Genomic DNA, 25,659 nt, shown 5'->3' on the forward strand with positions numbered 1-25,659 from the left:
CTTGTCGCGGTTCGCTTTCTAAAGTTCACCCCGTGTCGCAAGGCATAGCCCTGGTAAGTCGCCAAGGGTTCACCTGAATCCAGAGACAAAACCATGATCGTTCGCAAACCCCTCGCGCTTTCCCTGATCGCCCTTGCCATCGCGGCCCCGGGCCTGACATCTGCATCTTCGCTGTATCACCCCGCCGGTGGCGAAGAGGGATTTACCACCCATCCCAACCATTTTCAAAGCTCTTTGTCCCGTGCCGACGTGCTTGAGTCGGTGGCCGTCGCCCGTGAGGACGGCACGCTGGCGATCCTCTCGCGCGGCGATGCTCTGCCTGTCAAGGCAACGAGCCCCTCCAAGACCCGTGAGCAGGTGCAACAGGAATACCTGAACATGTCTTCCGCTGAAAAACAGCGTATTCAGGAACTGTACGGCACGGGCGGCTGACTCTTGAGCCGATAGCCTCTATCCAGCTTCTACCCGTGCCCCATATCCGGGATTTCATTGCCGCGTGCTAGACTCAAAAAATGTACCGCTTGATAGCTGTTTTTATGCTTGCATTGCTACCGTTCCAGTTCAGCTGGTCTGCGGTTGCTACCTATTGCATGCATGAACGCGTTACGACTCAGACACAACACGTGGGGCATCATGAGCACAAGCATGAGGCCAAAAGCGTGGTCGACCACGCAGATAAGAACGGGCAAAACGCCAACCAGTTGGATGCCGATTGCTCGGTTTGCCATGGCGTCGGCGTCGGCGCCCTCGACTTGTCCTATGCCAAGCAAGGCGTCACTCACGACAGTAGTGTGGGTGCCCAGCCCAACGAGCGGTTGGCTTGTGTAACGCCCACTCCCCCTGACCGCCCTCAGTGGTCCGTCCTCGCCTAATCGGCGGGGCATCTCTCCTTCCTTCAGTCATTCGTGTCCGCCCCCACAGGCGGATGTAGTTGCGCGTGTCGCGGCTGTGATGAGTGACGAGTTGCCAGGCAGCTGCACGGTTGCCACCCCGCCGATTCCTTCGTGTTTTCAAACCACTGGAGAATCGGATGTTCAAGGGTATTTACCTTCAAGAAAAGCCGCACGCATGGCGCGGCCGCAAGAAAATCAGGCTCGCAGCTAGTGCGGCGGCCATATTGCTGGCCGCTTCCAGCAGCGCCTTTTCGCAGGGTGTGTCGCAACGCCCTATCGGCGGCGAGGAAGCACCTCTGACTGCCGCAACAGCACCAACTACGCCACTGTCTTTGGCCAGGGCAATTGAATTGGCTTTGGCGGGAAATCCTGAGGTAGCAGCGGCGACGCGCCAGCTGGAGGCAACCGAGGGGCAAGTTCTGCAAGGGCGCGCACGCCCCAATCCAGAGCTCGCCTACTCGCTGGAAGACGCACGCTCCAAAACGCGCACGCAAAGTTGGCAGCTCAACCTCCCCGTGGAATTGGGGGGCAAGCGTGCCGCGCGCACCAAGGCAGCGGAAAAATCCCGCGAGCAGGCGCAAGCCCAGCTCACGGAGCTGAAGGCAACCGTGCGAGCCAACGTGGCTGCCGCCTATTTCGATGTGCTGACGGCGCAAGAGCGCTTGGTGCTCGCCCGGGACAGCGTCGCGCTGGCTAAGTCTTCCACCGATACCGTCGCCAAGCGGGTGGCCGCCGGCAAGGTGTCTCCCGTCGAAGAGTCCAAGGCCAGGGTTGCGGAGGCCGGTGTTCGTGTTGAGCTCGCCCAGGCTGCGAGTGAAGAACGCAACGCCCTGTCCCGTCTATTTGCGCTATTGGGAAAGATCGACGTGCCTTTCACGGTCCTAGAGGGAAAGGCTGGAAACCTCCCCCCTGTACCGAACCTCGCCGATCTTCAGCCTCTCATTTCTTCTTCGCCAGCCGTTGTCCTGGCGAGAATCGAGGTGGATCGGCGTAAGGCATTGACCGACCTGGAACAAAGCAAGCGGGTGCCTGATGTCACCGTCAGTGTTGGCATGCAGCGCAGCAACGAGACGCAGCGAAACGTTCTTCTTTTCGGTGTCTCTGTGCCTCTCCCCGTCTTCGACCGCAACCAGGGCAACCTCCTCGAAGCACTAAAGCTTGAGGACAAAGCGCGTGACGAGTTGCAGGGGGCCACCGTGCGCCTGCATAGCGAAGTGGCGCAGGCCCGGGAGCGACTTGCGACGATCGCTGCAGAGATCCAATCTCTGCAGCAGGACGTGCTTCCGGGGGCAAAGTCAGCTTATGACGCGGCCACCATTGGCTTTGAGAACGGCAAGTTCAATTTCCTGGAGGTGCTCGATGCGCAGCGCACCTACTTCACCGCCAAGTCCCAGTATCTCAAAGCACTTGGCGAGGCTCATCGCGCAGCGGCCGATGTTGATCGCCTGCTCGGCAGCCCCCACGATTCCCGCTTAACCGCACCGCAGAACTGAGAATGACTATGAACACCAGCAAATCCACCATCAGCAAAAAGCACGTGATCGCTATTGCCGTCGTCCTCGCATTGGGGGGCGGGGTGGGAACCTACATCTTGCAGGGCGGCGGCAAGCCCAAAGCCGCGGCCGTAGAGGGAGATGGCCATGGCCACGGCGGCCACACCGAGGCCAAGGGGCACGGTGATGGTGAGCACCATGGCAAGGGCGGGGAAAATGGCCACGACGATGACAAGGGCCATGCGGACGGCGAGCACCACGAAAAGAGCGAAGCAAAGGGCGCCCATGACGGCACCGTCTTCAAAGAAGGGGATTTCAGCTTGGAGGCACTGCTTTCAGAAGACGGCGGCGAGCCTCGGCTGCGCATCTGGCTGTTCGACAAAGACAAAGCTCTTCCCCTGAATGCGGCAACGGTCACAGCAACGGTGACCCGCCCGACTGACGAAAAGCAGAAGCTGACTTTCGCCCAGGATAAAGATAGCTTGGTCAGCCGCGAAATCGTTGCCGAACCCCATGCTTTCGAGATCGAGATCATTGCGCAGACTGCCACCGAACCCTTCATGTTCGTGATGAGCAAAGAAGAAGGGAAGATTGAACTGACCGACGCCCAAATCAAGGCGGCATCGATCAGCGTGGACACCGCGTCCGCCGCGAACATCAAGACGGCACTGCTGTTGCCCGGCGAGATCCGACTCAATGAAGACCGCACCTCGCACGTGGTCCCCCGTCTTGCAGGAGTCGTGGAAAGTGTCAGCGCCAACCTTGGCCAGGTCGTCAAGAAGGGGCAGGTGCTGGCCGCCATTGCAAGTCCGGCCGCCTCTGAGCAACGCAGCGAACTGCAGACCGCTCAAAAACGATTGACGCTGGCCAAGACCACCTACGAGCGGGAGAAGAAGCTGTGGGAGCAAAAGGTATCGGCTGAACAGGACTACCTGCAGGCCAAGCAGGCATTGAGCGAAGCAGAGGTGGCTATGGCCAACGCCAATCAGAAACTGAGTGCGCTGGGTCTGTCCACCTCGTCAGTGTCCGGCTTGAATCGCATCGAACTGCGTGCCCCCTTTGACGGCATCGTCATCGAAAAGCACCTGAGTCTCGGCGAGGCCGTGAAGGAAGATGCAGCCGTGTTCACCATCTCGGACCTCAACCAAGTATGGGCGGAGATCAACGTCCCGGCAAAGGATCTGCCATCGGTGCGGGTGGGCGAAAAAGTCACCATCAAAGCGACGGCGTTTGACGCATCCGCCACTGGCACCGTCGCATTTGTGGGGGCACTGATCGGCGAGCAAACCCGCACAGCAAAAGCCCGCGTGGTTCTTGAAAATCCCAAGGGCGCCTGGCGTCCCGGCCTGTTCGTGAACGTCGAAGTTGTGTCCGAAGAAACGGCGGCGCCCGTGACGATCTCGGCTGACGCCGTGCAGAACGTTGGAGACAAGCCCGTTGTCTTCCTCAAGGTCAACGATGGCTTCATTACCCAGCCAGTGAAGCTGGGGCGCAGCGACGGCAAGCGGATCGAGGTCCTTCAAGGCCTCAAGGCCGGAATGCCCTACGCCTCATCGGGGAGCTTCGTCGTGAAATCCGAGCTCGGCAAGGGATCTGCCGAACACACGCACTAATCACGGAGCCCATACATGTTTGAAAAACTCATTCGATTTTCAATCGAACAACGATGGTTGGTGCTACTTGCGGCCCTTGCCATGGCTGCGCTCGGCGTTTTCAGCTATCAAAAGCTGCCCATCGACGCTGTCCCCGACATCACAAACGTACAGGTTCAGATCAACACGCAGGCACCGGGTTACTCGCCGCTGGAAACGGAGCAGCGGGTCACGTACCCCATCGAGACGGTCATGGCCGGCCTGCCGAACCTGGAACAAACCAGGTCGCTTTCACGGTATGGACTGTCGCAGGTAACCGTCATTTTCAAGGACGGCACCGACATCTATTTTGCTCGCCAGCTAGTCAACGAGCGTATCCAGGAGGCGCGGGACAAACTGCCCGTAGGCATCACACCGGCCCTGGGGCCAATATCCACCGGGCTGGGGGAAATCTATCTCTGGACAGTAGAAACAAAAGACGGCGCGAAGAAACCTGATGGGAGTCCCTACACCGCTACGGATCTGCGAGAGATCCAGGATTGGATCATCAAGCCGCAATTGCGAAACGTTCCGGGCGTGACGGAAATTAATTCCATTGGTGGCTTCGCCAAGGAGTATCAGATAGCGCCAATTCCCGAGCGCCTGGCTTCACTGGGCGTGACGCTGCAGGATGTGGTCACTGCTCTGGACCGCAATAACGGTAACGTGGGCGCGGGCTACATAGAAAAGCGCGGCGAACAGTACCTCATTCGAGCACCAGGGCAGGTGAAGTCCTTGGAAGACATCGGCAACGTGATCCTCAGCAGTGCCAACGGCGTGCCCGTGCGCATCCGGGACGTGGCTGAAGTGGGGATTGGTCGGGAGCTGCGAACTGGCGCCGCAACGGACAACGGGCGAGAAGTGGTTCTCGGTACCGTGTTCATGCTGATCGGCGAAAACAGCCGGACCGTCTCGCAGGCCGTGAGCAAGAAGATGGTCGAGGTCAACAAGAGCCTTCCTGAGGGAGTGCATGCGGTGACGGTCTACGACCGTACGGTGCTCGTCGACAAGGCCATCAGTACCGTGAAGAAGAACCTGCTGGAAGGTGCGGTTCTCGTGATCGTGATCCTGTTTCTGTTCCTGGGGAACATCCGCGCAGCGATCATCACGGCAATGGTCATTCCCTTGTCGATGCTCTTCACATTCACGGGCATGGTCCAGTACAAGGTAAGTGCCAACCTGATGAGCCTGGGAGCCCTGGACTTCGGCATCATCATTGATGGAGCGGTCGTGATCGTGGAGAACTGCGTGCGGCGTCTTGCCCATGCGCAGGCGCATCACGGTCGACCGCTGACGCGAGCGGAGCGCTTCCATGAAGTGTTCCTGGCATCCCAGGAGTCGCGCCGTCCCTTGCTGTTCGGACAGTTGATCATCATGGTGGTGTATCTGCCCATCTTCGCGCTCACGGGCGTTGAGGGAAAGATGTTTCACCCGATGGCATTCACTGTTGTCGCCGCCTTGGTGGGGGCAATGATCTTGTCGGTGACCTTCATTCCGGCAGCCGTGGCCCTCTTCATCGGCAATCGGGTCAGCGAGAAGGAGAACTTCCTGCTGGGCCATGCCAAGCGCCTCTACGCCCCGCTGCTCGACCGCGTCATGGCCGCCAAGGCGGTTGTACTGACCATTGCAGCAGTTGCCGTGATCTTGTGCGGGTTGATCGCCACGCGCATGGGCAGTGAATTTGTGCCCAACCTCAATGAAGGCGACTTCGCGATCCAGGCGCTGCGCATTCCGGGCACCAGCCTTTCCCAATCGGTTGCGATGCAGCAGCAGATCGAAAAGACCCTGAAAGCGAAGTTCCCCGAGATCGAACGCATCTTCGCCAGAACCGGCACGGCAGAAATTGCCTCGGATCCCATGCCGCCGAATATCTCGGACGGGTACATCATGCTCAAGCCGATGGACGAATGGCCTGAGCCGCGCAAGACCCGGGACGAACTGCTTGCTGCGATTCAGGAGGTTCTTGGGAAAATTCCCGGCAACAACTATGAGTTCTCTCAACCCATTCAGCTGCGCTTCAACGAGCTGATCTCGGGGGTGCGAAGTGACGTGGCGGTAAAAATCTTCGGCGACGACATGGATGTGCTGAACAAGTCCGCTGAAGAAGTGTCTGCAATGCTGCAGAAGATCCAGGGCTCATCCGAGGTGAAGGTCGAGCAAACGACGGGCCTTCCGATGCTGACGGTGAACATCGACCGTCAGAAGGCCGCGCGCTATGGACTGAACGTTGCTGACATCCAGGATACCGTGGCCACAGCCATCGGCGGGCGCGAGGCTGGCACGATGTTCGAGGGAGATCGTCGATTCGACATCCTTGTTCGTCTCCCCGAGGCCTTGCGCAACGACCTGGAAGGCATGAAACGGCTGCCCATACCGCTGCCACGTTCTGTGAGCGGGACGGAAGCCAGGACGAATTTCATCCCACTGGGTGAAGTCGCCACATTCGAACTTGCGCCCGGCCCCAACCAGGTCAGCCGCGAGAACGGCAAACGACGTATCGTGGTGAGCACCAACGTGCGGGGACGCGATGTGGGTTCCTTTGTAGCGGAGGCCGAGCAAGGCCTGGCGCAAATCAAGATCCCTACGGGCTACTGGACAAGCTGGGGCGGAACCTTCGAGAACCTGCAATCGGCCACGAAGCGCCTGCAGATCGTTGTGCCCGTATCCCTGCTGCTGGTCTTCGTGCTGCTGTTCGCGATGTTTGGGAACGCAAAGGATGGTCTGCTGGTCTTTACCGGCATCCCATTCGCTTTGACGGGTGGCATCCTCGCGCTTTGGCTTCGCGACATTCCAATGTCCATTTCGGCTGCGGTTGGCTTCATCGCGCTTTCCGGCGTGGCGGTGCTCAACGGACTGGTGATGATTTCCTATATCCGTACCTTGAGGGAAGAAGGCATGGGGCTGGATGCCGCGATCCGCGAGGGCGCCTTGACCCGCTTGCGGCCGGTACTCATGACGGCACTTGTTGCCTCGCTGGGCTTCATTCCCATGGCCATCGCTACCGGCACCGGGGCCGAAGTCCAGCGTCCTTTGGCGACGGTGGTGATTGGCGGAATTCTCTCTTCCACACTGCTCACGCTGCTCGTGTTGCCAATTCTCTACCGTCTGGCCCACAGGCCCGATGAGAAAGATGAGGACGTTTCGGCCGAGCCCTCGCACCCGCCGGACGTGACCGCTCCCGTGTAGTTGTGAAAGGTCCCGCGATCAGCGGGACCTTTCATCTCCTTAAACCTTGCTCCGAAGGAACATTAATGAAAATCTCTCAACTCATTCTCGCCCTGGCGGTATCGATCTCAAGCACGGCCATCGCGGCTGACAACCATGGTCACGATGCAAAGCCCATGCACGGAGGCGCTGTTGCCGAAGCAAAGGATGTCGAATACGAATTTGTCGCCACAGCGGACAAGTTGCAGCTTTACATGCGCGACCACGGCAAGTCCGTTGCCGTCGCAGGGATGACCGCAAAGGTCACGCTTTTGGCTGGCAGCGATAAGCAGGATGTGCAACTCCAACCTGGTGACGGCAAGCTGGAAGCCTCTGGGAGCTTCAAAGTCCCTGCCGGTACCAAAGCCGTGGTCGCAGTCTCCAAGGCGGGCAAATCCGTCGCTTCCGTCCGCTTCACGCTGAAGTAACACGAAAGGCGCATGGAATCCCCGTTCCGAGATATCGGGTGGCGATTCCACTTCCTGCGCCTAACGTTGCTCGTCCAGTGTTGCGACATCGCAATGGCGGGCACGGTCCACCGTCTCGGCGCTTCACGTGTTCCTGTCAAGGTCTGGCAAGAGAAGCAATCCATGTCATTGCAGGTGGCCCAGGATGGGCTTTTTGCCAAGCTGTTCTGGATATGGATCAGCTTGTTGATCTCCGTGTTCGTATTTTGGAGACTGCGGCATCTGTGGCTGAAACTCCATCCCCCACTGGATGTGCGAACCAAGTACAGCCGGCGCTTGACCAAAAGACTGAGAGATCGCCAGGCGCTGCGCTTGAAGTGCAGAACCCCGAGGAAACCGCGCCCCCGCCATCGACGCTGAAAGCGAAGGGGCTGAACTTGGGCCCGCCGGGCTGATTACAGGGCCCCTCCGATGACTGAATGCTGGGCGTTATTGCACTGCACCCAGTCGCTGCTCCGAGCGGGCTAGGGATGTTTTCCTATACCCGAAGCCTGCGAGAAGGCGCGGTGACGCTTCCAAGAGAAGCACGAGTCTCCCGGGTCGATGGGTCAATGGCCTGAGGCAGCGATGGTGATGGCACTGTATGCCATTGCCAAGCTCATTGAAGCCCGGGCCGTGGACTGTGCTCGCAACGCTATCAAGAGCCTTATAGACCTGACGCCGCAGGATGGCCGAGGTACAGCAAGCCGACGGGCAATGGCGGCGCATGCAGACCGCTGCCGTGGCGGTAGGAACCATCGTGCGCCTGCGGCCTGGCGAGCGCATCTCAGAAATCTGAACAAGTCGATAAGCGCTGCGTCCACCGGAACGGGAAAAGAGAGCGCGATATCAGATGACTTCGCGATCACAAATCCTCGCTCAGTTCCTCCACATGCTTTCTCGCTCCGCGCGCGCAGCAGGCGTCTCATTCACCAATTCGTCAATGACTTGCTGGCGAGTTTTTCCCGGACCATTGGCTTGTACAGGGGCCGGATAACTATTCGCATTGAAGCGAGAAAGACCGCCTTGTTGACGCATGGCAGCTTCAGCCTCAGCACGGACCTCAGCACGCGTCTTGCTGCTCTTGAAATGGTCGGGGTGCGTGGTGACACCTGCTTCATTGTTTGCCGGATGCCAATAGCCACTGGCTGCGGCCATGCCGGGCATACCCAATGCCGCTGTTGCTGCTGCAGCAGCAATCAAAGAAGACCAAGTGAGACGACGTTGTGACATGGAAACCATCCTTTTTTCAGTTAAGAACACTCTCCTTAAAGCTGCAATGCACCTAGGAGGAGAAGATGGCTCAAGTGTAGAAATTCGTCTCCGACAAAACACCAACGCAGAAATGACAATGCTGTCATGTGCACGTTCAAGTGTCGTGGTCAAGTTTTTTCGGACAGTGCGGCACCGCTGGCTGGGCCAGTTGTGCAGGGCATCGTTCAATCATGCCGCATTCCCTCGCAGGCTCGTGTTGTCGACAACGTCTCGCCGGGCACGCCTTCCAAGGGGTAACCTTGCGCTCCTCAGTAGGTCACGACCATGACCTCGGTCATGTTGGCAAGGCTGCGCATTTCACGCTAGACAGCCCACTGCAAAGCCACCTAGATGTGCGGCTCTACACGGACGCTGAGGACTTGCGATCTGGCAACTGACATTGCTAGCCCGTGTAAGCATTTTTCTAGGGAACACCTGCATAAATCCCGCCCCGATGTGCTTGGCCAAAGCTGATGCCCTGCGAGAATTGCAGCCATGAAACATGCCGACCTGGGTCTGAACCTGACGACGAAGCGCACGCGCAAGCGGGATTTTCTCGGCGAGATGGAGCGCGTGGTGCCATGGGCGGCGCTGGTCGCGCTGGTCGCGCTGATCACGCCCTACGCGCCCGAGGGCAGACGCGGATGCCCGCCATTTGCCGTGGAAACCATGCTGCGCGTGCACTTCATGCAGCAATGGTTCACGCTGAGCGACCCAGCGATGGAAGAAGCGCTGCACGACATGCCACTGTTTCGGGAGTTTGCAGGGCTGAACACAGCCAAGTTGCTTCAGGTACCCATCTTCGTCTCCTGAAATGGAAGATTCTAGGCTGGAAGGATTTGCAATTGAGCGCACCGAGCAAGATGTTCAGCCTTTATCCCCACCCTTCGACCACGAACGGCGTCGCGCTGGCAAATTGAGCCTTCGGTAGCGAAGCTCTTTCACAAACAAGTCTTCGATCAATTGCCGAAATTGTTGCGTGCGCACTCCGGATTGCTTGCGAATTGGCTGCGTCAGATCAGTGACTGTGATGCGGCTTGGATCATAAAGTTTGGCAGTACGCTGCTTGTTAAAATCAACATGCAGTGCTTGCAGCTTGGTTTTCCAGCTATACGCTCCTGATTCAGGCTGCAGAAAAAGCAGAATCACACACTGTGGCGCTCCTTGGTCCGATCTCGTTACCTTGGCAAAATGCCCAATCAGCGACTCAGGCCATGTTTTTTGCAACATCGCAATGTATTTGGATGCTGTTTTAAAAAACGCCAAGTAGGGTTGTACGCCGATGTGGCTCGGATCCCCTTTCCCGGCCATCGCAGCCCAGGAAGAACCATAGCCCTCAACGAGATCCATCTTTGCGAGCACTACAACCGCTTGTGAAGTCGTGCTCGCAAGAGCCGCAACGTACTTTTCAATTGAACGCTGCGTCTTCAGCATCTCTACGTAGAGACGTCTGTTGGCAGAGCAAGAGTGCCGCCTTGCCATCCAGCGCAGTGCCGTCTTCAAAGCTCTTTGCAGCAGGGCTACGTCTTCTTGCGTCAGTAATCGGCAATCAACACTGTGCTTACCTTGCCTTGTACGAATTTTGTCAATCGAAACCACCAATGAAGCACGGAACAGCCCTACATAAGCACTATGAAGGTAGACATCCTCATCATTCCAACCCAGAGGGATTCGAGACCCTAGGTACTCATCCAAGTGAATCGCACCGGGTTTGGTGGAGGCTAGTTTGTTGAAGTGCAGGCGTTAGCCTGCACGGTATTGGCAACTTGCCGCCAGTAGTTTGCCTCAGCTTCCGCTGGCGGTATATGCCCTATGGATTCCAGCAGCCTGTCATGGTTGAACCAGTGCACCCATTGCAGGGTTGCCAGCTCCAGTGATTCCCGTGTTTTCCACGGCCCTCATTTGTAGATCACCTCCGTTTTGTACAAGCCGTTGATGGTTTCGGCCAAGGCGTTGTCATAAGAGTCGCCAGTGCTACCCACCGAAGGCATCAGGCCAGCTTCCTCTAAACGTTCTGTGTAGCGAATGGAAACGTACTGACTGCCCCTGTCGGAGTGATGAATGAGCTCCGTGTCACTTGAAGGCCGCCTTGCATACAGCGCCTGCTCCAGCGCATCCACTACAAAGTCCGTACGCATGTGGCTGCTGACCCGCCAGCCCACTATGCGGCGGGCATACACATCAATCACAAAGGCCACAAACATCTGCCCTTGCCATGTTGATACATAGGTGAAATCTGCAACCCAAAGTTGGTCAGGCCGCTGGGCTTTGAACTGCCGGTTGACGAGGTCTAGCGGGCATGGCCTGGTTGTGTCTGGACGGGTTGTGCGCACCTTCTTGCCACGCCTTGCGCCTTCCAGGCCCAGCTTGCGCATCAGGCGTTGCACTGTGCAGCGGGCAATCGGTAAGCCTTCTCGGTGCATCTGCTTCCAAACTTTGACGGCACCATACACCTGCCAATTAGCGTGCCACACCCGTTGAATATGACTGCAACGTTCTTCATCCGATTGGCTGCGCTTGCAGCGCAGCCAAGGGCAGTTTCTTTGCTGAACCCTGCGCCTGTAGCCCGATGGGGCAATTTGCAGCAGCCTACAAATTGGCTCGACCCCATAGGCATCGCGATACTGGTCTACAAAGTCAATTAGCTCTTGATGCGACGGTCCAGCTCCGCCTGTGCAAAAAAAGCGCTCGCAGCCTTGAGGATGTCATTGGCACGGCGCAGTTCCTTGTTCTCTCGCTCAAGTTGTTTGAGCCGCTCACGTTCATCCGTGGTCAACCCTGGCCGTTGGCCTGCATCTATTTCTTTGCGCTGCACCCACCCATGCAGGGTGCTGACCGAGCAACCTATCTTGGGGGCAATCGATTCACACGCACCCCACAGTGATGCGTAATCCGCTTGGCATTCCTGCACCAAACGTACGGCACGTTCACGTACCTCTGGGCTAAAACGAGCAGCTTTAGTGTTCATGACTCAATCCTCTCAGGAGATGAGCCTCCACGGAAGCCGGTGTGATTCATGGCACGGAGCAGGAGTTGAAGGAGCACTACGAAGAGATGAAGAAGTTTCCTGGCATGGAGCATGAGGAAGCAAACAAGATTTCACTCAAGCCCGGCCAGCAGGGTGAAGTGATCTGGCGCTTCACCAAAGCAGGTGTTGTGCACTTTGCTTGCCTGCACGTTGGCCACTACGAGGCAGGCATGAAGGGCCAAGTCAAAGTCTCGGCTCGCTGAACTGTTGAGCCTAATTTGCACAGGATGCAACCATGAAGAATTTTCGCGTTTTTCTAAGCGCTGCGGCATTAGCAGCCTCCACCCTCGCCAGCACTCAGGCGTTCGCGCAGGTAACCATGGACCACAGCAAGATGGACATGGCCGCACCAGCCGACATGACCGAGGGAGAGGTTCGCCGCATCGACACTGGTGCGGGCAAGGTGACTATCAAACACGGCGAGATCAAAAACTTGGATATGCCGCCGATGACGATGGTTTTCACCATGGCCGAACCCTCCATGCTCAGTAACCTCAAAGCCGGCGACAAGGTCCGGTTCGTGGTCGAACAGCAAAATGGCAAGATGGTGATTACCCAAATCACCCCTGCATCCTGACAATTTTGCAATCCAGCGGTCATGTTCCAGTAACTCTTGCAAGCATAGAGTGAAGTCACTGGCGTACATCAAGCGTCATGGGGACGCGGTGGTGGCGCCACACTGGCGATGACCGCTGGATTTTGTCTGGAAAGGACTGCACCATGAATGCCTCAAAACCCCTGGCCTTAGCGATGCTTATCGGCATCACGGCGTTCTCCGCCTCAGCCCAAACGGCTGCCGAGCATACGCAACATCACCCTGACGGAGCAGCCGCACCGGCCCAGGCCGTGCCAGCAACTCCCGAGCAGCAAATGTCAGCCATGGACAAGCAGTTGCAGCTGATGCGTGACATGAGCCGCAAACTGGCAGACGCAAAGACTCCGCAGGAACGGCAGGCCATGATGGCTGAGCATCAGAAGACCATGCAAGACAGCATGAAGATGATGGGGCAAATGCAAGGCATGCCGATGGGGGGGATGGGCATGATGAATGGCCAGATGATGGGAGGAGCAGGAATGTCAGGTAGCTCGACGACTCCTCCATCTGCACCAGCAAGCGGCACATCAGCGCCAGGCATGGGGCCGCAAATGATGGGGCAGATGATGCAGCGCCATGCCCTGATGGAAAAGCGCATGGACATGATGCAGTCCATGATGCAAATGATGATGGACCGCCTGCCTGCCACGCCGACCAAGTAACGCACCCACCTGATTGCGAGTCACCATGAGCCATCAACACGACGGACACGAGTCGCCCCCCAGTTTCTGGAGTTCTCGATACGCCATCGGCTACGTGGCGATTGGTGCCGTGGCGGCGTATTTTTTGTTGACAGAACACCTCGCGCATGTCGTCGGGGCGCTACCTTTTCTCCTGCTCCTCGCCTGCCCGCTGATGCATGTTTTCATGCACGGCAGCCACGGTGGGCATGGTCACCATGGCCAGAGCAAGCCTGATGTGTCGAAGACTGCCGAATCGCGCAAAGAAGGAGATCCCCAGTGAACCACACCGAATCTGCTTATGGCCTGTGGTCGTTGGTCATCATCAATTCAGCGATCTTCATCATGTTTGCGTTCAGCTTTTTCAAGCCTGCAACGGCCCGTGACTGGAGGACGTTTGGCGCATTCGCAGCCTTCATAGTTGCCTTGTTCGTAGAGATGTATGGCTTCCCGCTGACGATTTATCTGATATCGGGCTGGCTTCAAACCAAGTTCCCTAATCTGGATCTGCTCTCCCACACCTCGGGTCACTTGTGGTCCACCCTGTTGGGCGAAAAGGGCGACCCGCATTTCGGCGTACTGCACATCGCCAGCTACGTTTTTCTGGGCTTTGGTTTCTACCTGTTGTCCACAGCGTGGAATGTGCTCTACCACGCTCAGCGTGGCCAATCGCTTGCAACAACAGGCCCCTACGCGCGCATTCGCCATCCGCAGTACGTGGCTTTTGTGATGATTCTGCTGGGCTTCCTGCTGCAGTGGCCCACCTTGCTGACCTTGGCCATGTTCCCTGTCTTGCTCCTGATGTACGGACGTCTGGCAATCACCGAAGAGAACGAAATGCACAAACAGTTCGGTGCAACGTACGACACATACGCCCAGCGCACACCCCGGTTTATCCCTCGCATGGGCAAGGCCCAGTCGACGACTGACTCGGTGTCAAAAAGATGATCTGGAATATTTCCCCGGCGGTATACGTTTCAATTTTTAGGAGTTTGATATATGAAAACGATTGATCTGCAAGTCGAGGGCATGAGCTGCGACTCATGCGTCAAGCACGTCACGCACGCATTGCAACCGCTGCCGGGTGTCAGTGGGGTGGAGGTCGATCTCCAGTCTGGGCATGTCCGGGTGAGCGGGGAACTGGCGCAGGGCAGCGCCCCATTGTTGATGGCATTGACGGATGCGGGTTACCCCGCAAAGCTGGCCACAGACGCGCCCATTCCCGCTGCGACCTCGCAGCCTAAAGCCTCGGGCTGCCACAGCGGCGGTGCGGGGGGCTGTGGTTGCCGATGACGGCCACGGTATTTGATTCAGGGTCGACCGGCTGGGCGCGTCCGCGCCCGCACCTTTTGCTGGCAACTTTGAAGGAGCAACGCCATGGATCAGCCTGACAACGACTCCCATGCGCCATCGTTCTGGCGCCGCCCAGCCGGCATGGCGCTGGCAACGGCTGCCGTGATCGCTGGTTTTTATCTGCTGCGAGAGCACTGGGGCCATGTTCTGGGTTATTGGCCCTACCTGCTGCTGCTCGTCTGTCCGCTAATGCACCTGATGCACGGCCACGGCGGCCATGGTGGGCACGGCAACCATGCGCAGACGCCCCGGCGCACCAACAACGACAAGGAATAAGCAATGGACATGCATGCACACCACCATCACGGCAGTCACCCCCCTGCCGAGCCAGCCTCGCCAAAGGATCTAAAGGATCCGGTGTGCGGCATGACCGTTACGGAGCAGTCTGAACACAAATTGACGCACGAAGGGCGGCCCTACTATTTCTGTAGCGCCAAGTGCCAAAGCAAGTTCGCAGCGAACCCACTGCAATACCTTGTATCTACTGCACCCGAGGACACCGCGCCAGAGCCGGCCGGCACCATCTACACCTGCCCTATGCACCCCGAGGTGCGGCAGGATCATCCTGGAGTCTGTCCCAAGTGCGGCATGACATTGGAGCCCATCATTCCACTGGACGAGGAAGACAACCATGAGTTAAAGGATTTTCAGCATCGCTTCTGGTGGACGCTGCCATTCACAGTCATTGTCACCGTTCTTGCAATGTTCGGCCATCGTCTTGGATGGTTTGACATGAAGGTGCAAACCTGGGTTGAGCTGGTGCTTTCCTTACCCGTCGTGTTGTGGACGGGGTGGCCCTTCTTCGTACGCGGCTGGCAGTCTCTCGTCCTCCGCAGCCCCAACATGTGGACCTTGATCGGTTTGGGTACGGGCGCGGCCTTTCTCTACAGCCTCGTGGCTACCGTGGCGCCGGGCGTGTTCCCGGATTCATTCATTTCCATGGGGCGCGTGGCGGTCTACTACGAGGCGGCAGTGGTCATCATCTCGCTGACCATGCTGGGCCAGATCATCGAGTTGAAGGCCCGTTCGCAAACTTCTGCGGCGATCAAGGCGCTGCTCGGTTTGGCACCCAAGACCGCTCGCCGCATCAATGCGGATGGCAACGAAGAAGACGTACCGCTGAACCATGTTCACGTCGGTGACCTGTTGCGCATCCGCCCCGGCGAGAAAGTGCCGGTCGACGGCGTTGTGACTGAAGGCAGCAGTGCGGTCGATGAATCCATGCTGACCGGTGAGCCTGTGCCGGTGACCAAACGCCTTGGTGACAAGGTGATTGGCGCCACGATGAACACCAGTGGCGCCCTGGTAATGCGCGCCGAGAAGGTCGGTGCGGCCACCATGCTGTCGCAGATTGTTCAGATGGTGGCCAATGCCCAGCGCTCGAAGGCGCCCATGCAGCGCATGGCGGACGTGGTCGCAGGCCAATTCGTGGTCGTGGTGGTGCTCATCGCCATTGCCACCTTCTTTGTCTGGGGTTGGTTCGGTCCGGAACCTAGCTGGGTGTTTGGCTTGATTAACGCAGTGGCCGTCCTGATCATCGCTTGCCCCTGTGCGCTGGGGCTGGCCACGCCGATGTCGGTGATGGTGGCCACAGGGCGTGCCGCGACACAGGGGGTGCTGTTCCGTGATGCTGGCGCCATCGAAAAAATGCGCGAGGTCGACACGCTGATTGTGGACAAGACAGGAACACTGACCGAAGGTAAACCCGCTTTCGACACCGCAGTTGCCGCACCTGGCTATACAGCGGACGAAGTTCTGCGCCTTGCTGCCAGTTTGGACCAAGGCAGCGAGCATCCTTTGGCAGAGGCCATCGTCAGTGCAGCACGCGCCAAGGGCCTGGAACTGATCAAACCGCTAGATTTCGAATCTGGCAGCGGTATTGGCGTGCGCGGCATGGTCGATGGGAAGCATCTGGTGCTGGGCAACACCGCATTGATGCAGCAGGAGGGCGTGGCCACTGATGCGCTCAAGATCGATGGCGAGCGTCTGCGCAGTGAAGGCGCCAGCGTGATGCATCTGGCCGTGGACAGACAACTGGCTGGCATCCTGGCTGTGACCGATCCCATCAAGGCCACCACGCTGGAAGCCATTAAGACTTTGCACGCCAGCGGCTTGCGCATCGTGATGGCAACTGGCGATGGTCTGACCACCGCCAAGGCAGTGGGTGCAAAACTTGGCATCGACGAGGTGCATGGCGAAGTCAAGCCCGCAGACAAGCTGGCGCTCGTGGAACGGCTCCAGAAAGAGGGCCACATTGTCGCCATGGCCGGCGATGGCATCAACGATGCGCCTGCGTTGGCAAAGGCCGATGTCGGCGTGGCCATGGGCACGGGGACCGATGTGGCCATGAACAGCGGCCAGATCACGCTGGTCAAAGGCGATTTGCGCGGCATCACCGCCGCACGCGACATCTCTATCGACACCGTCCGAAACATGCGCCAGAACCTCCTGTTCGCATTCGTTTACAACGGCATTGGGGTGCCGATTGCGGCAGGCGTGCTGTACCCATTCACTGGGTGGTTGTTGTCCCCGCTGATCGCGGCGCTGGCCATGAGTCTGAGCTCGGCCTCGGTGATTTTCAATGCTCTGCGTTTACGGCGCGGAAAAAAATGACCCCGTAGTTCGGAGGAATGATGAAAATCCCCACGTCACCACAAAAGCCTCGGACCTCTCAACGCACCACGGCGGTGGGTAAGTGTCAGGTCCCGGATGATTACGCACGTTCTTGACGAATAAATCAGGTGCTTTCATCTTCCATTTTTTGAGTGCTTGGACTGGGGCTTCATGCCCCAGTGCCTTTTGTGGCAAGTGGTGGTTGTACAGCCAGACAAACCTGTGCAGTGTCTTCTCCAAATCCTCTGCGCTGTTGAAGTGATGCGAGCGCAGCACCTGGCTCAGGCGGCCATTGAAGCGCTCAACCATGCCGTTGGTTTGTGGCGTCTTTGGCTTGGTCAGCCGATGCTCTATCCCCAATGCTTGGCATAACTGGTCGAATTCGTGCTCGCCTGAGGGCTGACGTGTGCGGCTTCCAAACAATCGGTCTGTGAACTCTTTGCCGTTGTCGGTGAGGATGGTGTGGATCTTGAACGCTGCAGCTTTGCGTACGGCAGCCAAGAAGGCTTTGGCGGATGCTGCCGTCTTGTGCTGCTTGATATCAATGAACACCCAGCGTGTAGCTCGATCGATGGCAACAAAAACATAGCGGCGCTTGTCCTCATCGTGCATCTGGGGCAGGTACTTCACATCTACATGTACATAGCCAGGCTCATACGCCTTGAAGGGTTTGTGCTCGCCCTCAGGCTTGGGCTGTACGGGCAATCTGGAGTGGCCTCGTCTGCGCAGCAAGCGATCCAGCGCCGAGCGGCTCATGGCAGGCTCAATGAACTCTCGCACCACCGCCAATAAGTCATCCAGAGGTAGCCGCAGCTGGCTGCGCAGATAAATAACCAGCTCTTCCTGCCCTGCATTGAGAGTCGTTTGCAGGCGGTGGGCCGTGTGGCTGGCGTCATGCACCGTGGTTCTGCCCCGCCACTTACGCACGGTCCCTATGCCAATGCCGTATTGCTGCGCCAACTCTCGATCAGTACCACTGGCTTGCTGCAATGCCAAACGGGTGGCAGGTGTGGTCGTAGCGTTCTTATGAAGGCTGATCAGCATGGCAACTCCTTGGCACGGGATTGCCATGTTGCCAGAACTGCTTGCAGTACCTCTCGGCCATGCAGCATCAGCATGGCAACTCCTTGGCACGGGATTGCCATGTTGCCAGAACTGCTTGCAGTACCTCTCGGCCATGCAGCAACGGACGCTTGTTTTTAAGCAGCCAATCGTCCGGGACCCGACAGGTAAGGAAGCAGCGGTGCAATGGACGCACCGCCAGACAAAGGATCTACCACCGACCGTCTTGGATCATTCCGAGGAGTTGTTGAAGCCTGCGCCACAGGATGCGTCTAGTGGCATGAAAAGAGCAGCTGAAGCACCTTCGGCGCAGGACTATTTCGATTACCAGCGCGACTTCTTCGAACGCACCATTCTGTTCTGGGACACGCTTCGCCAGCGCGCGAACAACATGCTGGAGCACGAGCGAGCCGGATTGCCGCCGCTTCTGGACTTCAAGTATGAAATGCTGTTGGACGCGCGCAGCTTCGAACGGTCCGTCAACTATGCACTGCTGCGCATCACGGAAATCGACGGGCATTGCTGGGACGACTGCGTCGATCCTGACAAACCTCCGGTCATTGTTGTCGATCCACGCGCCGGCCATGGCCCTGGGATCGGCGGCTTCAAGCGCGACTCTGAAGTCGGAATGGCGATGCGCGAGGGCCATCCGGTTTATTTCGTGATCTTCTTTCCCGAGCCGACTCTGGGGCAGACCCTGGCAGACGTGTTGCATGTGCTGCGGCGTTTCGCCGAAGAAGTTGCGCAACGCCATCCTGGCAATCCTCCTGTGCTTTATGGCAACTGCCAGGCCGGGTGGGCGCTGACGCTGCTGTCCGCAGACTGCGCCGGTCTGGTCGGACCGGTGGTGCTCAATGGCTCACCCTTGTCATATTGGGCTGGCGAGTCCGGTGTCAATCCAATGCGTCTTTCCGGAGGGCTCCTTGGCGGCAGCTGGTTGGCGCATCTGACGGCCGACCTGGGCAATGGCCGCTTCGATGGAGCCTGGCTGGCGCAGAATTTCGAGAACCTCAAGCCCGAAAAGGCTGTTTGGGAGAAGTACGCCCAACTCTTCACCAACGTCGACAGTGAGCAGGCGCGTTTTCTGGAGTTCGAGCGTTGGTGGAACGGTTTTTATTTCCTGAGTCGGGAAGAGATCCTTGCGATTGTTGAAAACCTGTTCATCGGCAACCAGCTTGAACAGGGTCTTTTCCAGATTTGCCAGGGTTGCACTGCTGACCTCAGGCGGATCAGGAATCCAATCGTCATCTTTGCGTCCTACGGCGACAACATTACGCCACCACACCAGGCGCTCGGATGGATTCCGGCAGTCTACAAAGACACCGAGGATCTCAAGCAGGCCGGACAGCGCATCGTCTACCTCACGAACCCGCACGTCGGCCATCTCGGCATTTTTGTCTCCGCCGGGGTGGCGCGTCTGGAGCACCGGGCGATCCTGGAGAGCCTGGCTGAGATTGAGGCGCTGGCCCCGGGCCTCTATGAAATGAAGATCGACAACCCGTCGGGTGACCCGGACTGCCATAAGCCCACCTACAGCATCCGCTTTGAACCCCGTCAGGTTGAAGACCTGAAAACGGATTACCCGCAGGAAGCTTTTGAGCGGGTGAAACAGGTCTCGACATTCAACGAGGCGCTTTACCGGGCATTCGTCAGTCCTTGGGCGCAAGCGCTGTCCACACCCTGGACAGCCCAAATGCTCAAGTGGCTCCATCCGATGCGCACCAGTCGGTATTTGCTCTCGGAAACGTTCAGTCCGTGGATGCGCGGCGTTGCCTTGCTGGCCGAGCCGCTTAGCAAGAACCGCCAGCCGCTTGCGCCGCATCACCCGTTGATCGAGCGTGAGCGTGAAGCTGCAGGGGAAGTGACCCATGCGCTGGGAAGGCTGCGCGAAGGCCGAGACGCTGCGAGCGAGCAGGCGTTTCGCCTGATGTTTCAAAACCCTGTCTTGTTCGCAGGCGTCCTGGGGATGGTGGGTAAAGAGGGTGGCAACGGTAATTCAGTGCGCCCCAACGCCGACTGAGCCCTGATAGAAGTTTTATTTTCCAACCAAGAGAGATCATGATGACAAGAAAAAACAACTGGCTTTTGACAGCGGTGCAGATGGGCCTATTGGCCTGGTCCGGCGCCACCTTGGCCGCCGACAAGGTGTATGTGGCCAACGAGGGGGCTGACACGGTGAGCGTGCTCGATGCTGCGTCGTTCAAGACACTGGCAAGCGTGCGCGTCGGCAAGGCACCGCACAACGTGCAGGTATCGCCCGACGGCAAGGTCGTATGGGTGACCAATAACGGGGAGCCTGCTCAAACGGCCGACGCGTCGGAGCACAAGGAGATGGCCCAAGGCAGCCACGATGCGATGGGAAAGCCCGGCGCGGTTTGGGCCATCGATACCGCGACTAACGCAGTCGTCGCCAAGGTGCCGGTTGGCATGCACCCGGCCCATGTGGTGGTGTCGCCCGACGGCCGCTTCGCCTACATCACCAACGGCGACGACAACACGGTCAGTGTGATCGACACAGCGGCGCGGAGCCTCGTGGCGACGATTCCGGTCGGCAAGTTTCCCCACGGTCTTCGCATCAGTCCGGACGGCAAGCAGGCCTACGTCGCCAACCTCAAGGGCGGAACGGTGTCGGTCATCGATACCGCCAGCCAGAAGGAGATCGCGCAAGTTCCTGCAGGCAAGGGGCCGGCTCAAGTGGGCTTCACGCCGGACGGGAGTCTTGTCTTGGTGTCGCTGTCGGAGGAAAACGCGGTCGCCGTGATCGACCCGGCTACGCGCAAGGTGATTCGCAAGGTTGCCGTCGGAACAGTCCCCATCCAGCTGTATGTCACGCCGGATTCGCGCACGCTGCTGGTGGCCAATCAGGGCACGCCCAAGAAGCCTGGCAAAACCGTCAGCCTGATTGAGCTGGAGAGTTTCAAGGTTGCCAAGACCGTCGTGACCGGCGCCGGTGCTCATGGCGTGGTTGTCGACCGTGAAGGCCGGTACGCCTACGTTACCAACATGTACGCCAATTCGGTTTCCGTGCTTGATGTGAAGGATCGCAAGGTTGTGAAGACCGTTCCGGTAGGCAAGACTCCCAACGGCATCAGCATTACGCCTTGACGGTTTGTCCGTCGCTTGCAGCTGTCCGGCAAGGGGCGTTGTTGCACAAATGCCGGTCGCAGCTGAGGTAGGCTCGGGAGATGAGAGAGACGAGCTGGGGTCGGGTTAAGTACCGCACAACGAACTGGAAGGCTTACAACGCAGCGTTGAAGGCGCGAGGTGAGCTGACCATTTGGCTCGATAGGGATATGCAGTGGCTAGCTCGGCCCACGGGCAAGCGTGGTCGTTGCCAGAAGTTCTCAGATGCGGCCATCCAGTTTTGCCTGACCATCAAGTGCTTGTTTGGCCAGCCCTTGCGCCAGACACTGGGCCTGGTTGAGTCGCTATTGGGTATGGCAGGCCTGCATTGGCCAGTGCCCGACTACAGCACGGTGTGTCGCAGGCAAAAGAGCTTGGATGTGCAGGTGCGCTACCGTGCAAGTGACAAAGGCTTGCACATGCTGGCCGACTCCACGGGCATCAAGTTCTTGGGCGAAGGTGAGTGGAAAACCAAAAAGCACGGTGCCGAGCGCCGCCGCCAGTGGCGCAAGGTGCATCTGGGTATTGATGCCCAGACACTGCAGATTCGGGCCATCGCAGTAACAACCAATGAAGTGGGCGACTCGCCCATGGCAGCAGACCTGCTAGGTCAAATTCCAAGCAATGAAGAGATAGCTAGCTTTACCGGTGATGGGGCGTACGACACGCAGGATGTACATAAGGCGTGCTACCTGCGGGGAGCCATTCCAATCATCCCGCCGCGCAAAGGAGCGAAGCTGCGCAAAGGGCTGGCATTTGCTCACCGCAATGAAGCGGTCAAGGCGTGTAGGCAGTTGGGGCGGGCTATCTGGAAACGCTGGAGCGGCTACCACCGAAGGTCACTGGTGGAGACCAAGATGAATTGCTTCAAGCGCCTGGGCGAGAAGGTCATGGCCAGGACGTTTGAGCGCCAGGTGACCGAGCTGCACATCCGAGCTTCAATCCTCAATCAATTTACCGCTCTGGGCACGCCCCAGACAGTCGCTGCTGCGTAAATCTATTTGGGATTGGGGATGCCTTGGCCTATGGCCGATTTATGCAACAAAGCCGTCAGCAAGTGCTGGATCATTGGAACAATATGTCTCTGAATTGGTATAGCTCACATGAATACTCAATCAGGGCACTTTGTTGGGCCTGCGACCATCCCGCTGCATCAAGATCGCGCATGAGCTTCGTCCGGAAGCCTTGGGTGCAGATGAAAACGACTCGCTCCAAGCACACTTCAGGCGAAAGCTGTGCCTGGCCGCCGGACTTCTGCTGAAGCTGCAAAAGCCTGGACAGCCAGCGCACAAGCGATTGGTACTCAGCCTGTTTTTTGCGAGATTTTTCAACTTCGCAAAAGGTGACCCGTTTGCCGTCTCGGATCACGACATCTGGTCGTTTGCCAAAGACCCCTGCTTCGCCACCAAGCCAGAGCCCTTTAGCGATTTCACGCTCTGTTGAAACTCGAAAGCCCTGGTTGATAGCGGCAATCGCCACTTCGTTTGCAATGCATCGATGTCTGAAAAAAGCAGCACTGAATCCGCGCACCAGGTCTTTACCACTTGCAGCATCAACCCCAGCTTCTTGCAGTACTCGCACACCTGCTTCTGCGAGCGCGTAAACGATGCTGCCATCAGGTGCTTGCGATGAAATCACCTTATTCTGAAGGCGCAAGCGCTTAAGCGTTCTCTGCGCCATGCGAAGCCCAGAGTCGGTTGCATTTACGGCTGCCAAATCAAGAGGGGCCACCGGCTTTGGTAGCCAGCGATTCCAGCATAGTGCTCCGATATCACGCGTTCGCAACCATCCAAACCTACCTAGTGACCTGAGCACCTGAGTCTCCCGGGCACAAGCTATCAGCGGCTGAACGCCTTGCCCCACGATCGCCCTTGCTACGCAAGGTCTCCGCGGCCCCTTGAAGAGCCATGCGATGTGTAGCGCAGCCAAAGATGTTCTAGTGCGAGCCCCGGTATCGCTGGCTCGCTTGAACCGTGAGGTGTGGACTGCTTCAGGCTGAGAGCCGTCGTTCACCTCTTACGCAGGCTGGAGCACCAATGACCCAGAGGTGGTGCGTGTATGTGGTCGTTCATTCCCGCCTGCAATCGACTCTTTGCGAGTCATCCAGATTTCAAATCTCTCCGTCGGAGAGCAGTCTGCCGCTCAAATCGAGACAAGCTCACCACTTTCCGTTCACGGCAGGCTTGCTTGCGTTTCCGTTAAAGTTAATCCATAACACCAAAAGGGAAACTATGACAAAGAGCGGAGGTGCAGTCAGGATTCTTACGGAGCCAAGTGCTGCTACAGCATTCTTGGGAGAGGTCGTGCAGGCAGCAGACAGCGACCGAGATGCGCTTGGATTTTTCTCGCGCAGCGTCTATGCGGACTTCTGTCGCAAAGGGCAGTTGTTTGTGGCCGTCGAGAGTGACGGTCAAGGCGAGACGTATGTGGGTCATCTGTTGTTTGACCTCCGCTTCCCTAAAGCACACGTTCGGCAGATCTATGTTCCTAAGGGCAATCGCAGTCGAAACATTGGTCGAGCGCTGCTTGATGCCTTGAAAAAAATGTTGACGGAGGCACAGTTCATTGCGATTCATGCCCGGGTCGCTGAAGACCTCAAAGACGCCAATTTTTTCTGGGAAGCGCAGGGGTTCTACGCCCAACGCGTGGAACCAGGAGGGGCTAGTCGCAATCGCATGATCGTGGTTCGCGCCCATGAACTTGACACTCCTCAGCTCTTTGCTCCCAGCGGAATCAACGCCGTTGACCCACTCGGCCTAGATACCTTGGAGAGCGGAGGCAAGCCGCTCTACCTTCTGGACTTGAACGTGCTTTTTGACCTCGGACCTCGCCGGCCTCGGAATGAACTAGCCATGAGCGTCTTCAGAGCCGAGCGGATGCGGACATGTTCACTGGCGATTAGTAGCGAGATTGAGACGGAGCTGCGTCGCACCGCCCACGAAGGAAAGACGGATCCTATGCTCTCGTTCGCAGGAACTCTTGCGAAGTTCTCGACGCCGCCCGACAGCGAGTGGAGACGCCTTTTGCCGGTGCTTGCCGCAATCGTTTTTCCCCAGCGCCATGCGTCGGGTTCGTTGTCGGAGAACGACAGGTCTGACCTTCGGCACCTCGCAACGGCTATTCACCACGGCCTGCCAGGACTCATAACCAGCGACGGGAGAATTCTTGAGCGGGCACCTGATCTCAGAAGGCAGTTTGGGGTGGATGCAATTTCGCCTGAGTTGTTTCGAGTCGAGCCCGACCACACGGCAAGCCCTGTTGTGCACAAGGCTCATAGTGAGGACATTATCGAAGTGCAACCCGCATCGTCAAGCGATGCAACGGCCATTCGGAGTCTCTTGACGAACCTTGACCTCGACACTGCAACCCAGGTTAACGAATGGGCTGCGACTGAGACCGGCAATTCGGCATGCTTGCGCCACGTGGCGCGATGCAACGGTGTCGTCGCTGGCTACCTAGTAATGCCAACGAGCATTCGAGGACAGGAAATTCGAGCTTTTGCGGCAGTTTCCGAGGAGCAGAGAGATGCATACGAGATTGCTCAAACCTTGCTCCGACATGTTCTGAGCATCGTGAAACCAGGGGGGGTAGGCCGGGTGCGGTTAAGCTGCCCTCCTCGTCAAGCCACGCTTCGCGAAGTCGCGGCAACCTTTGGCTATGTGGCATCCTCATCCACGTCGGACGACCTTCAGAAGATTGTCGCCAAATGGCGCATGACCGAACAGAACTGGAATGTCGGGCGCAAATCGTTGGAAGCAGTGAGCAAACTAGGTTTGCCAGACACCCCACCACCGTTCAGACATGTGGATCAGCAAATTTCAGTGATTCGACCAGACGGGCAGAAAGTCTTGGTCCCGCTTTTCAAGTTGGAGTCTTTGCTGGCGCCGATGCTCATTTGCTTGCCTGGTAGAGAAGGTGTGATGGTCCCCTTGCGAAAGCAATTATTCCGGGTCATTAAAGTCGTAAACACCAACCTAGCATCCATGCGGCTTGCGAAACCACGCGCGTCATCCCATGCTCAACTAATGTCGTAAACCCTCAAACCGTTTTGGCTTGCAGCACTGCTCATGCTAGCTATAGAAACTGACCGACACACACGTTTAATCGTTCAGAAGGTTGTAGATAGTTGACAGTCCTGATATCTGTTCCAACATAGGACTTTCTCGCTAGTTGAGCCTGTTTTTACGAGCCACCAAGTCTGCATCCAGCAGATCTGCCACGGCCCTCCCGCGAGCAGCCTTCTGCTCAGACGTAGCCCATCTGGCATAACTCATCTTAGGCAGT

General features: G+C 57.8%; 22 protein-coding genes, 4 pseudogenes and 1 other annotated feature. Of the genes and pseudogenes, 21 read left to right on the forward strand and 5 right to left on the reverse strand.

Annotated features, from left to right (window positions below; all coding sequences use genetic code 11):
• Window positions 1–93: 93 nt before the first annotated feature.
• The 8 genes and pseudogenes from KAQ61_RS11605 to KAQ61_RS18845 all read left to right on the forward strand — a co-directional run.
• Window positions 94–432 carry a hypothetical protein gene (locus KAQ61_RS11605; protein WP_043387445.1) on the forward strand — a complete coding sequence of 113 codons (339 nt, stop codon included), beginning with the start codon at window positions 94–96 and terminating at the stop codon, window positions 430–432.
• A gap of 80 nt (window positions 433–512) precedes the next feature.
• A complete protein-coding gene (gene czcI / locus KAQ61_RS19035; RefSeq protein ID WP_043387447.1) occupies window positions 513–872 on the forward strand; it encodes a cation efflux protein, CzcI family in 360 nt (119 codons plus the stop codon).
• 158 nt (window positions 873–1,030) lie between these two features.
• Window positions 1,031–2,386 (forward strand): TolC family protein, encoded by a 1,356-nt coding sequence (locus KAQ61_RS11610; RefSeq protein WP_210929258.1) that lies wholly within the window; start codon window positions 1,031–1,033, stop codon window positions 2,384–2,386.
• A gap of 2 nt (window positions 2,387–2,388) precedes the next feature.
• On the forward strand, window positions 2,389–3,999 hold the full coding sequence (locus KAQ61_RS11615; RefSeq protein WP_043387449.1) for an efflux RND transporter periplasmic adaptor subunit: 1,611 nt from the start codon (window positions 2,389–2,391) through the stop codon (window positions 3,997–3,999).
• A gap of 15 nt (window positions 4,000–4,014) precedes the next feature.
• A complete protein-coding gene (locus KAQ61_RS11620; RefSeq protein WP_043387450.1) occupies window positions 4,015–7,203 on the forward strand; it encodes a CusA/CzcA family heavy metal efflux RND transporter in 3,189 nt (1,062 codons plus the stop codon).
• 65 nt (window positions 7,204–7,268) lie between these two features.
• On the forward strand, window positions 7,269–7,649 hold the full coding sequence (locus tag KAQ61_RS11625; protein WP_043387453.1) for a hypothetical protein: 381 nt from the start codon (window positions 7,269–7,271) through the stop codon (window positions 7,647–7,649).
• 12 nt (window positions 7,650–7,661) lie between these two features.
• Window positions 7,662–8,048, forward strand: a complete 387-nt coding sequence (locus KAQ61_RS18840) for a hypothetical protein (protein WP_231499269.1) — start codon at window positions 7,662–7,664, stop codon at window positions 8,046–8,048.
• Window positions 8,049–8,231: 183 nt separating this feature from the next.
• Window positions 8,232–8,454 (forward strand): annotated as a pseudogene (locus KAQ61_RS18845) (heavy metal translocating P-type ATPase); the annotation flags it as partial.
• 92 nt (window positions 8,455–8,546) lie between these two features.
• Here KAQ61_RS18845 and KAQ61_RS11635 read toward each other — a convergent pair.
• Window positions 8,547–8,900 carry a DUF4148 domain-containing protein gene (locus tag KAQ61_RS11635; RefSeq protein ID WP_081770869.1) on the reverse strand — a complete coding sequence of 118 codons (354 nt, stop codon included), beginning with the start codon at window positions 8,898–8,900 and terminating at the stop codon, window positions 8,547–8,549.
• A gap of 516 nt (window positions 8,901–9,416) precedes the next feature.
• On the opposite strand from KAQ61_RS11635, the pseudogene KAQ61_RS11640 reads away from it, so the two are divergent.
• Window positions 9,417–9,692 (forward strand): annotated as a pseudogene (locus KAQ61_RS11640) (transposase); the annotation flags it as partial.
• Window positions 9,693–9,788: 96 nt separating this feature from the next.
• On the opposite strand, the gene KAQ61_RS11645 reads toward KAQ61_RS11640, so the two are convergent.
• A complete protein-coding gene (locus tag KAQ61_RS11645; RefSeq protein ID WP_155895611.1) occupies window positions 9,789–10,616 on the reverse strand; it encodes a hypothetical protein in 828 nt (275 codons plus the stop codon).
• Between the two features lie 26 nt (window positions 10,617–10,642).
• Window positions 10,643–11,889, reverse strand: a pseudogene (locus tag KAQ61_RS11650) (IS3 family transposase).
• Window positions 11,492–11,608: a sequence feature (AL1L pseudoknot), on the reverse strand. It overlaps the preceding pseudogene by 117 nt.
• A gap of 65 nt (window positions 11,890–11,954) precedes the next feature.
• On the opposite strand from KAQ61_RS11650, the gene KAQ61_RS11655 reads away from it, so the two are divergent.
• The 8 genes from KAQ61_RS11655 (at window position 11,955) to KAQ61_RS11690 (ending at window position 17,190) form a co-directional block, all read left to right on the forward strand.
• Complete coding sequence (locus KAQ61_RS11655) at window positions 11,955–12,152, forward strand: cupredoxin domain-containing protein (RefSeq protein WP_338026697.1); 198 nt, start codon at window positions 11,955–11,957, stop codon at window positions 12,150–12,152.
• Between the two features lie 32 nt (window positions 12,153–12,184).
• Window positions 12,185–12,526: a copper-binding protein gene (locus KAQ61_RS11660; RefSeq protein ID WP_210929259.1), complete on the forward strand. Its 342-nt coding sequence runs from the start codon at window positions 12,185–12,187 to the stop codon at window positions 12,524–12,526.
• Between the two features lie 143 nt (window positions 12,527–12,669).
• Window positions 12,670–13,206 (forward strand): hypothetical protein, encoded by a 537-nt coding sequence (locus KAQ61_RS11665; RefSeq protein ID WP_210929260.1) that lies wholly within the window; start codon window positions 12,670–12,672, stop codon window positions 13,204–13,206.
• A gap of 25 nt (window positions 13,207–13,231) precedes the next feature.
• Window positions 13,232–13,507 (forward strand): DUF2933 domain-containing protein, encoded by a 276-nt coding sequence (locus KAQ61_RS11670; RefSeq protein ID WP_066691667.1) that lies wholly within the window; start codon window positions 13,232–13,234, stop codon window positions 13,505–13,507.
• Window positions 13,504–14,172, forward strand: a complete 669-nt coding sequence (locus tag KAQ61_RS11675; RefSeq protein ID WP_119558837.1) for a methyltransferase family protein — start codon at window positions 13,504–13,506, stop codon at window positions 14,170–14,172. Before KAQ61_RS11670 ends, KAQ61_RS11675 begins: the two co-directional genes overlap by 4 nt.
• A gap of 51 nt (window positions 14,173–14,223) precedes the next feature.
• Complete coding sequence (locus KAQ61_RS11680; RefSeq protein ID WP_210929261.1) at window positions 14,224–14,517, forward strand: heavy-metal-associated domain-containing protein; 294 nt, start codon at window positions 14,224–14,226, stop codon at window positions 14,515–14,517.
• A gap of 84 nt (window positions 14,518–14,601) precedes the next feature.
• Window positions 14,602–14,853: a DUF2933 domain-containing protein gene (locus KAQ61_RS11685; protein WP_210929262.1), complete on the forward strand. Its 252-nt coding sequence runs from the start codon at window positions 14,602–14,604 to the stop codon at window positions 14,851–14,853.
• Window positions 14,854–14,856: 3 nt separating this feature from the next.
• Window positions 14,857–17,190 (forward strand): heavy metal translocating P-type ATPase, encoded by a 2,334-nt coding sequence (locus KAQ61_RS11690; RefSeq protein ID WP_210929263.1) that lies wholly within the window; start codon window positions 14,857–14,859, stop codon window positions 17,188–17,190.
• A gap of 84 nt (window positions 17,191–17,274) precedes the next feature.
• On the opposite strand, the pseudogene KAQ61_RS11695 reads toward KAQ61_RS11690, so the two are convergent.
• A pseudogene (locus tag KAQ61_RS11695) lies at window positions 17,275–18,234 on the reverse strand (IS481 family transposase); the annotation flags it as partial.
• 133 nt (window positions 18,235–18,367) lie between these two features.
• Here KAQ61_RS11695 and KAQ61_RS11700 point away from each other — a divergent pair.
• The 3 genes from KAQ61_RS11700 to KAQ61_RS11710 all read left to right on the forward strand — a co-directional run bounded on the left by KAQ61_RS11700 (window position 18,368) and on the right by KAQ61_RS11710 (window position 22,370).
• Window positions 18,368–20,272, forward strand: a complete 1,905-nt coding sequence (locus KAQ61_RS11700; RefSeq protein WP_210931893.1) for a DUF3141 domain-containing protein — start codon at window positions 18,368–18,370, stop codon at window positions 20,270–20,272.
• A 38-nt stretch (window positions 20,273–20,310) separates the two neighbouring features.
• A complete protein-coding gene (locus KAQ61_RS11705; RefSeq protein WP_210929264.1) occupies window positions 20,311–21,357 on the forward strand; it encodes a YVTN family beta-propeller repeat protein in 1,047 nt (348 codons plus the stop codon).
• 80 nt (window positions 21,358–21,437) lie between these two features.
• A complete protein-coding gene (locus KAQ61_RS11710; RefSeq protein WP_043387407.1) occupies window positions 21,438–22,370 on the forward strand; it encodes an IS5-like element ISAav2 family transposase in 933 nt (310 codons plus the stop codon).
• Window positions 22,371–22,440: 70 nt separating this feature from the next.
• Here the strand turns inward: KAQ61_RS11710 and KAQ61_RS11715 are convergent, their stop codons facing one another.
• The gene (locus tag KAQ61_RS11715) at window positions 22,441–23,055 is read right to left on the reverse strand and encodes a hypothetical protein (RefSeq protein WP_244982879.1); all 615 of its coding nucleotides are present in this window, start codon (window positions 23,053–23,055) and stop codon (window positions 22,441–22,443) included.
• 611 nt (window positions 23,056–23,666) lie between these two features.
• On the opposite strand from KAQ61_RS11715, the gene KAQ61_RS11720 reads away from it, so the two are divergent.
• Entirely contained in the window at window positions 23,667–25,409 is a 1,743-nt protein-coding gene (locus KAQ61_RS11720) for a GNAT family N-acetyltransferase (RefSeq protein WP_210929266.1), read from the forward strand.
• The last annotated feature ends 250 nt before the right edge of the window (window positions 25,410–25,659 follow it).

The sequence above is a fragment of the Comamonas aquatica genome, from assembly GCF_018064205.1.
GTDB lineage: Bacteria > Pseudomonadota > Gammaproteobacteria > Burkholderiales > Burkholderiaceae_C > Comamonas > Comamonas aquatica.

Bases quoted from the DNA above. Each gene is read 5' to 3' on its own strand.
- KAQ61_RS11605 (WP_043387445.1), top strand. From the start codon at position 94: ATGATCGTTCGCAAACCCCTCGCGCTTTCCCTGATCGCCCTTGCCATC.
- czcI (WP_043387447.1), top strand. From the start codon at position 513: ATGTACCGCTTGATAGCTGTTTTTATGCTTGCATTGCTACCGTTCCAG.
- KAQ61_RS11610 (WP_210929258.1), top strand. From the start codon at position 1,031: ATGTTCAAGGGTATTTACCTTCAAGAAAAGCCGCACGCATGGCGCGGC.
- KAQ61_RS11615 (WP_043387449.1), top strand. From the start codon at position 2,389: ATGACTATGAACACCAGCAAATCCACCATCAGCAAAAAGCACGTGATC.
- KAQ61_RS11620 (WP_043387450.1), top strand. From the start codon at position 4,015: ATGTTTGAAAAACTCATTCGATTTTCAATCGAACAACGATGGTTGGTG.
- KAQ61_RS11625 (WP_043387453.1), top strand. From the start codon at position 7,269: ATGAAAATCTCTCAACTCATTCTCGCCCTGGCGGTATCGATCTCAAGC.
- KAQ61_RS18840 (WP_231499269.1), top strand. From the start codon at position 7,662: ATGGAATCCCCGTTCCGAGATATCGGGTGGCGATTCCACTTCCTGCGC.
- KAQ61_RS11635 (WP_081770869.1), bottom strand. From the start codon at position 8,900: ATGTCACAACGTCGTCTCACTTGGTCTTCTTTGATTGCTGCTGCAGCA.
- KAQ61_RS11660 (WP_210929259.1), top strand. From the start codon at position 12,185: ATGAAGAATTTTCGCGTTTTTCTAAGCGCTGCGGCATTAGCAGCCTCC.
- KAQ61_RS11665 (WP_210929260.1), top strand. From the start codon at position 12,670: ATGAATGCCTCAAAACCCCTGGCCTTAGCGATGCTTATCGGCATCACG.
- KAQ61_RS11670 (WP_066691667.1), top strand. From the start codon at position 13,232: ATGAGCCATCAACACGACGGACACGAGTCGCCCCCCAGTTTCTGGAGT.
- KAQ61_RS11680 (WP_210929261.1), top strand. From the start codon at position 14,224: ATGAAAACGATTGATCTGCAAGTCGAGGGCATGAGCTGCGACTCATGC.
- KAQ61_RS11685 (WP_210929262.1), top strand. From the start codon at position 14,602: ATGGATCAGCCTGACAACGACTCCCATGCGCCATCGTTCTGGCGCCGC.
- KAQ61_RS11690 (WP_210929263.1), top strand. From the start codon at position 14,857: ATGGACATGCATGCACACCACCATCACGGCAGTCACCCCCCTGCCGAG.
- KAQ61_RS11700 (WP_210931893.1), top strand. From the start codon at position 18,368: ATGCAGCAACGGACGCTTGTTTTTAAGCAGCCAATCGTCCGGGACCCG.
- KAQ61_RS11705 (WP_210929264.1), top strand. From the start codon at position 20,311: ATGATGACAAGAAAAAACAACTGGCTTTTGACAGCGGTGCAGATGGGC.
- KAQ61_RS11710 (WP_043387407.1), top strand. From the start codon at position 21,438: ATGAGAGAGACGAGCTGGGGTCGGGTTAAGTACCGCACAACGAACTGG.
- KAQ61_RS11715 (WP_244982879.1), bottom strand. From the start codon at position 23,055: ATGGCGCAGAGAACGCTTAAGCGCTTGCGCCTTCAGAATAAGGTGATT.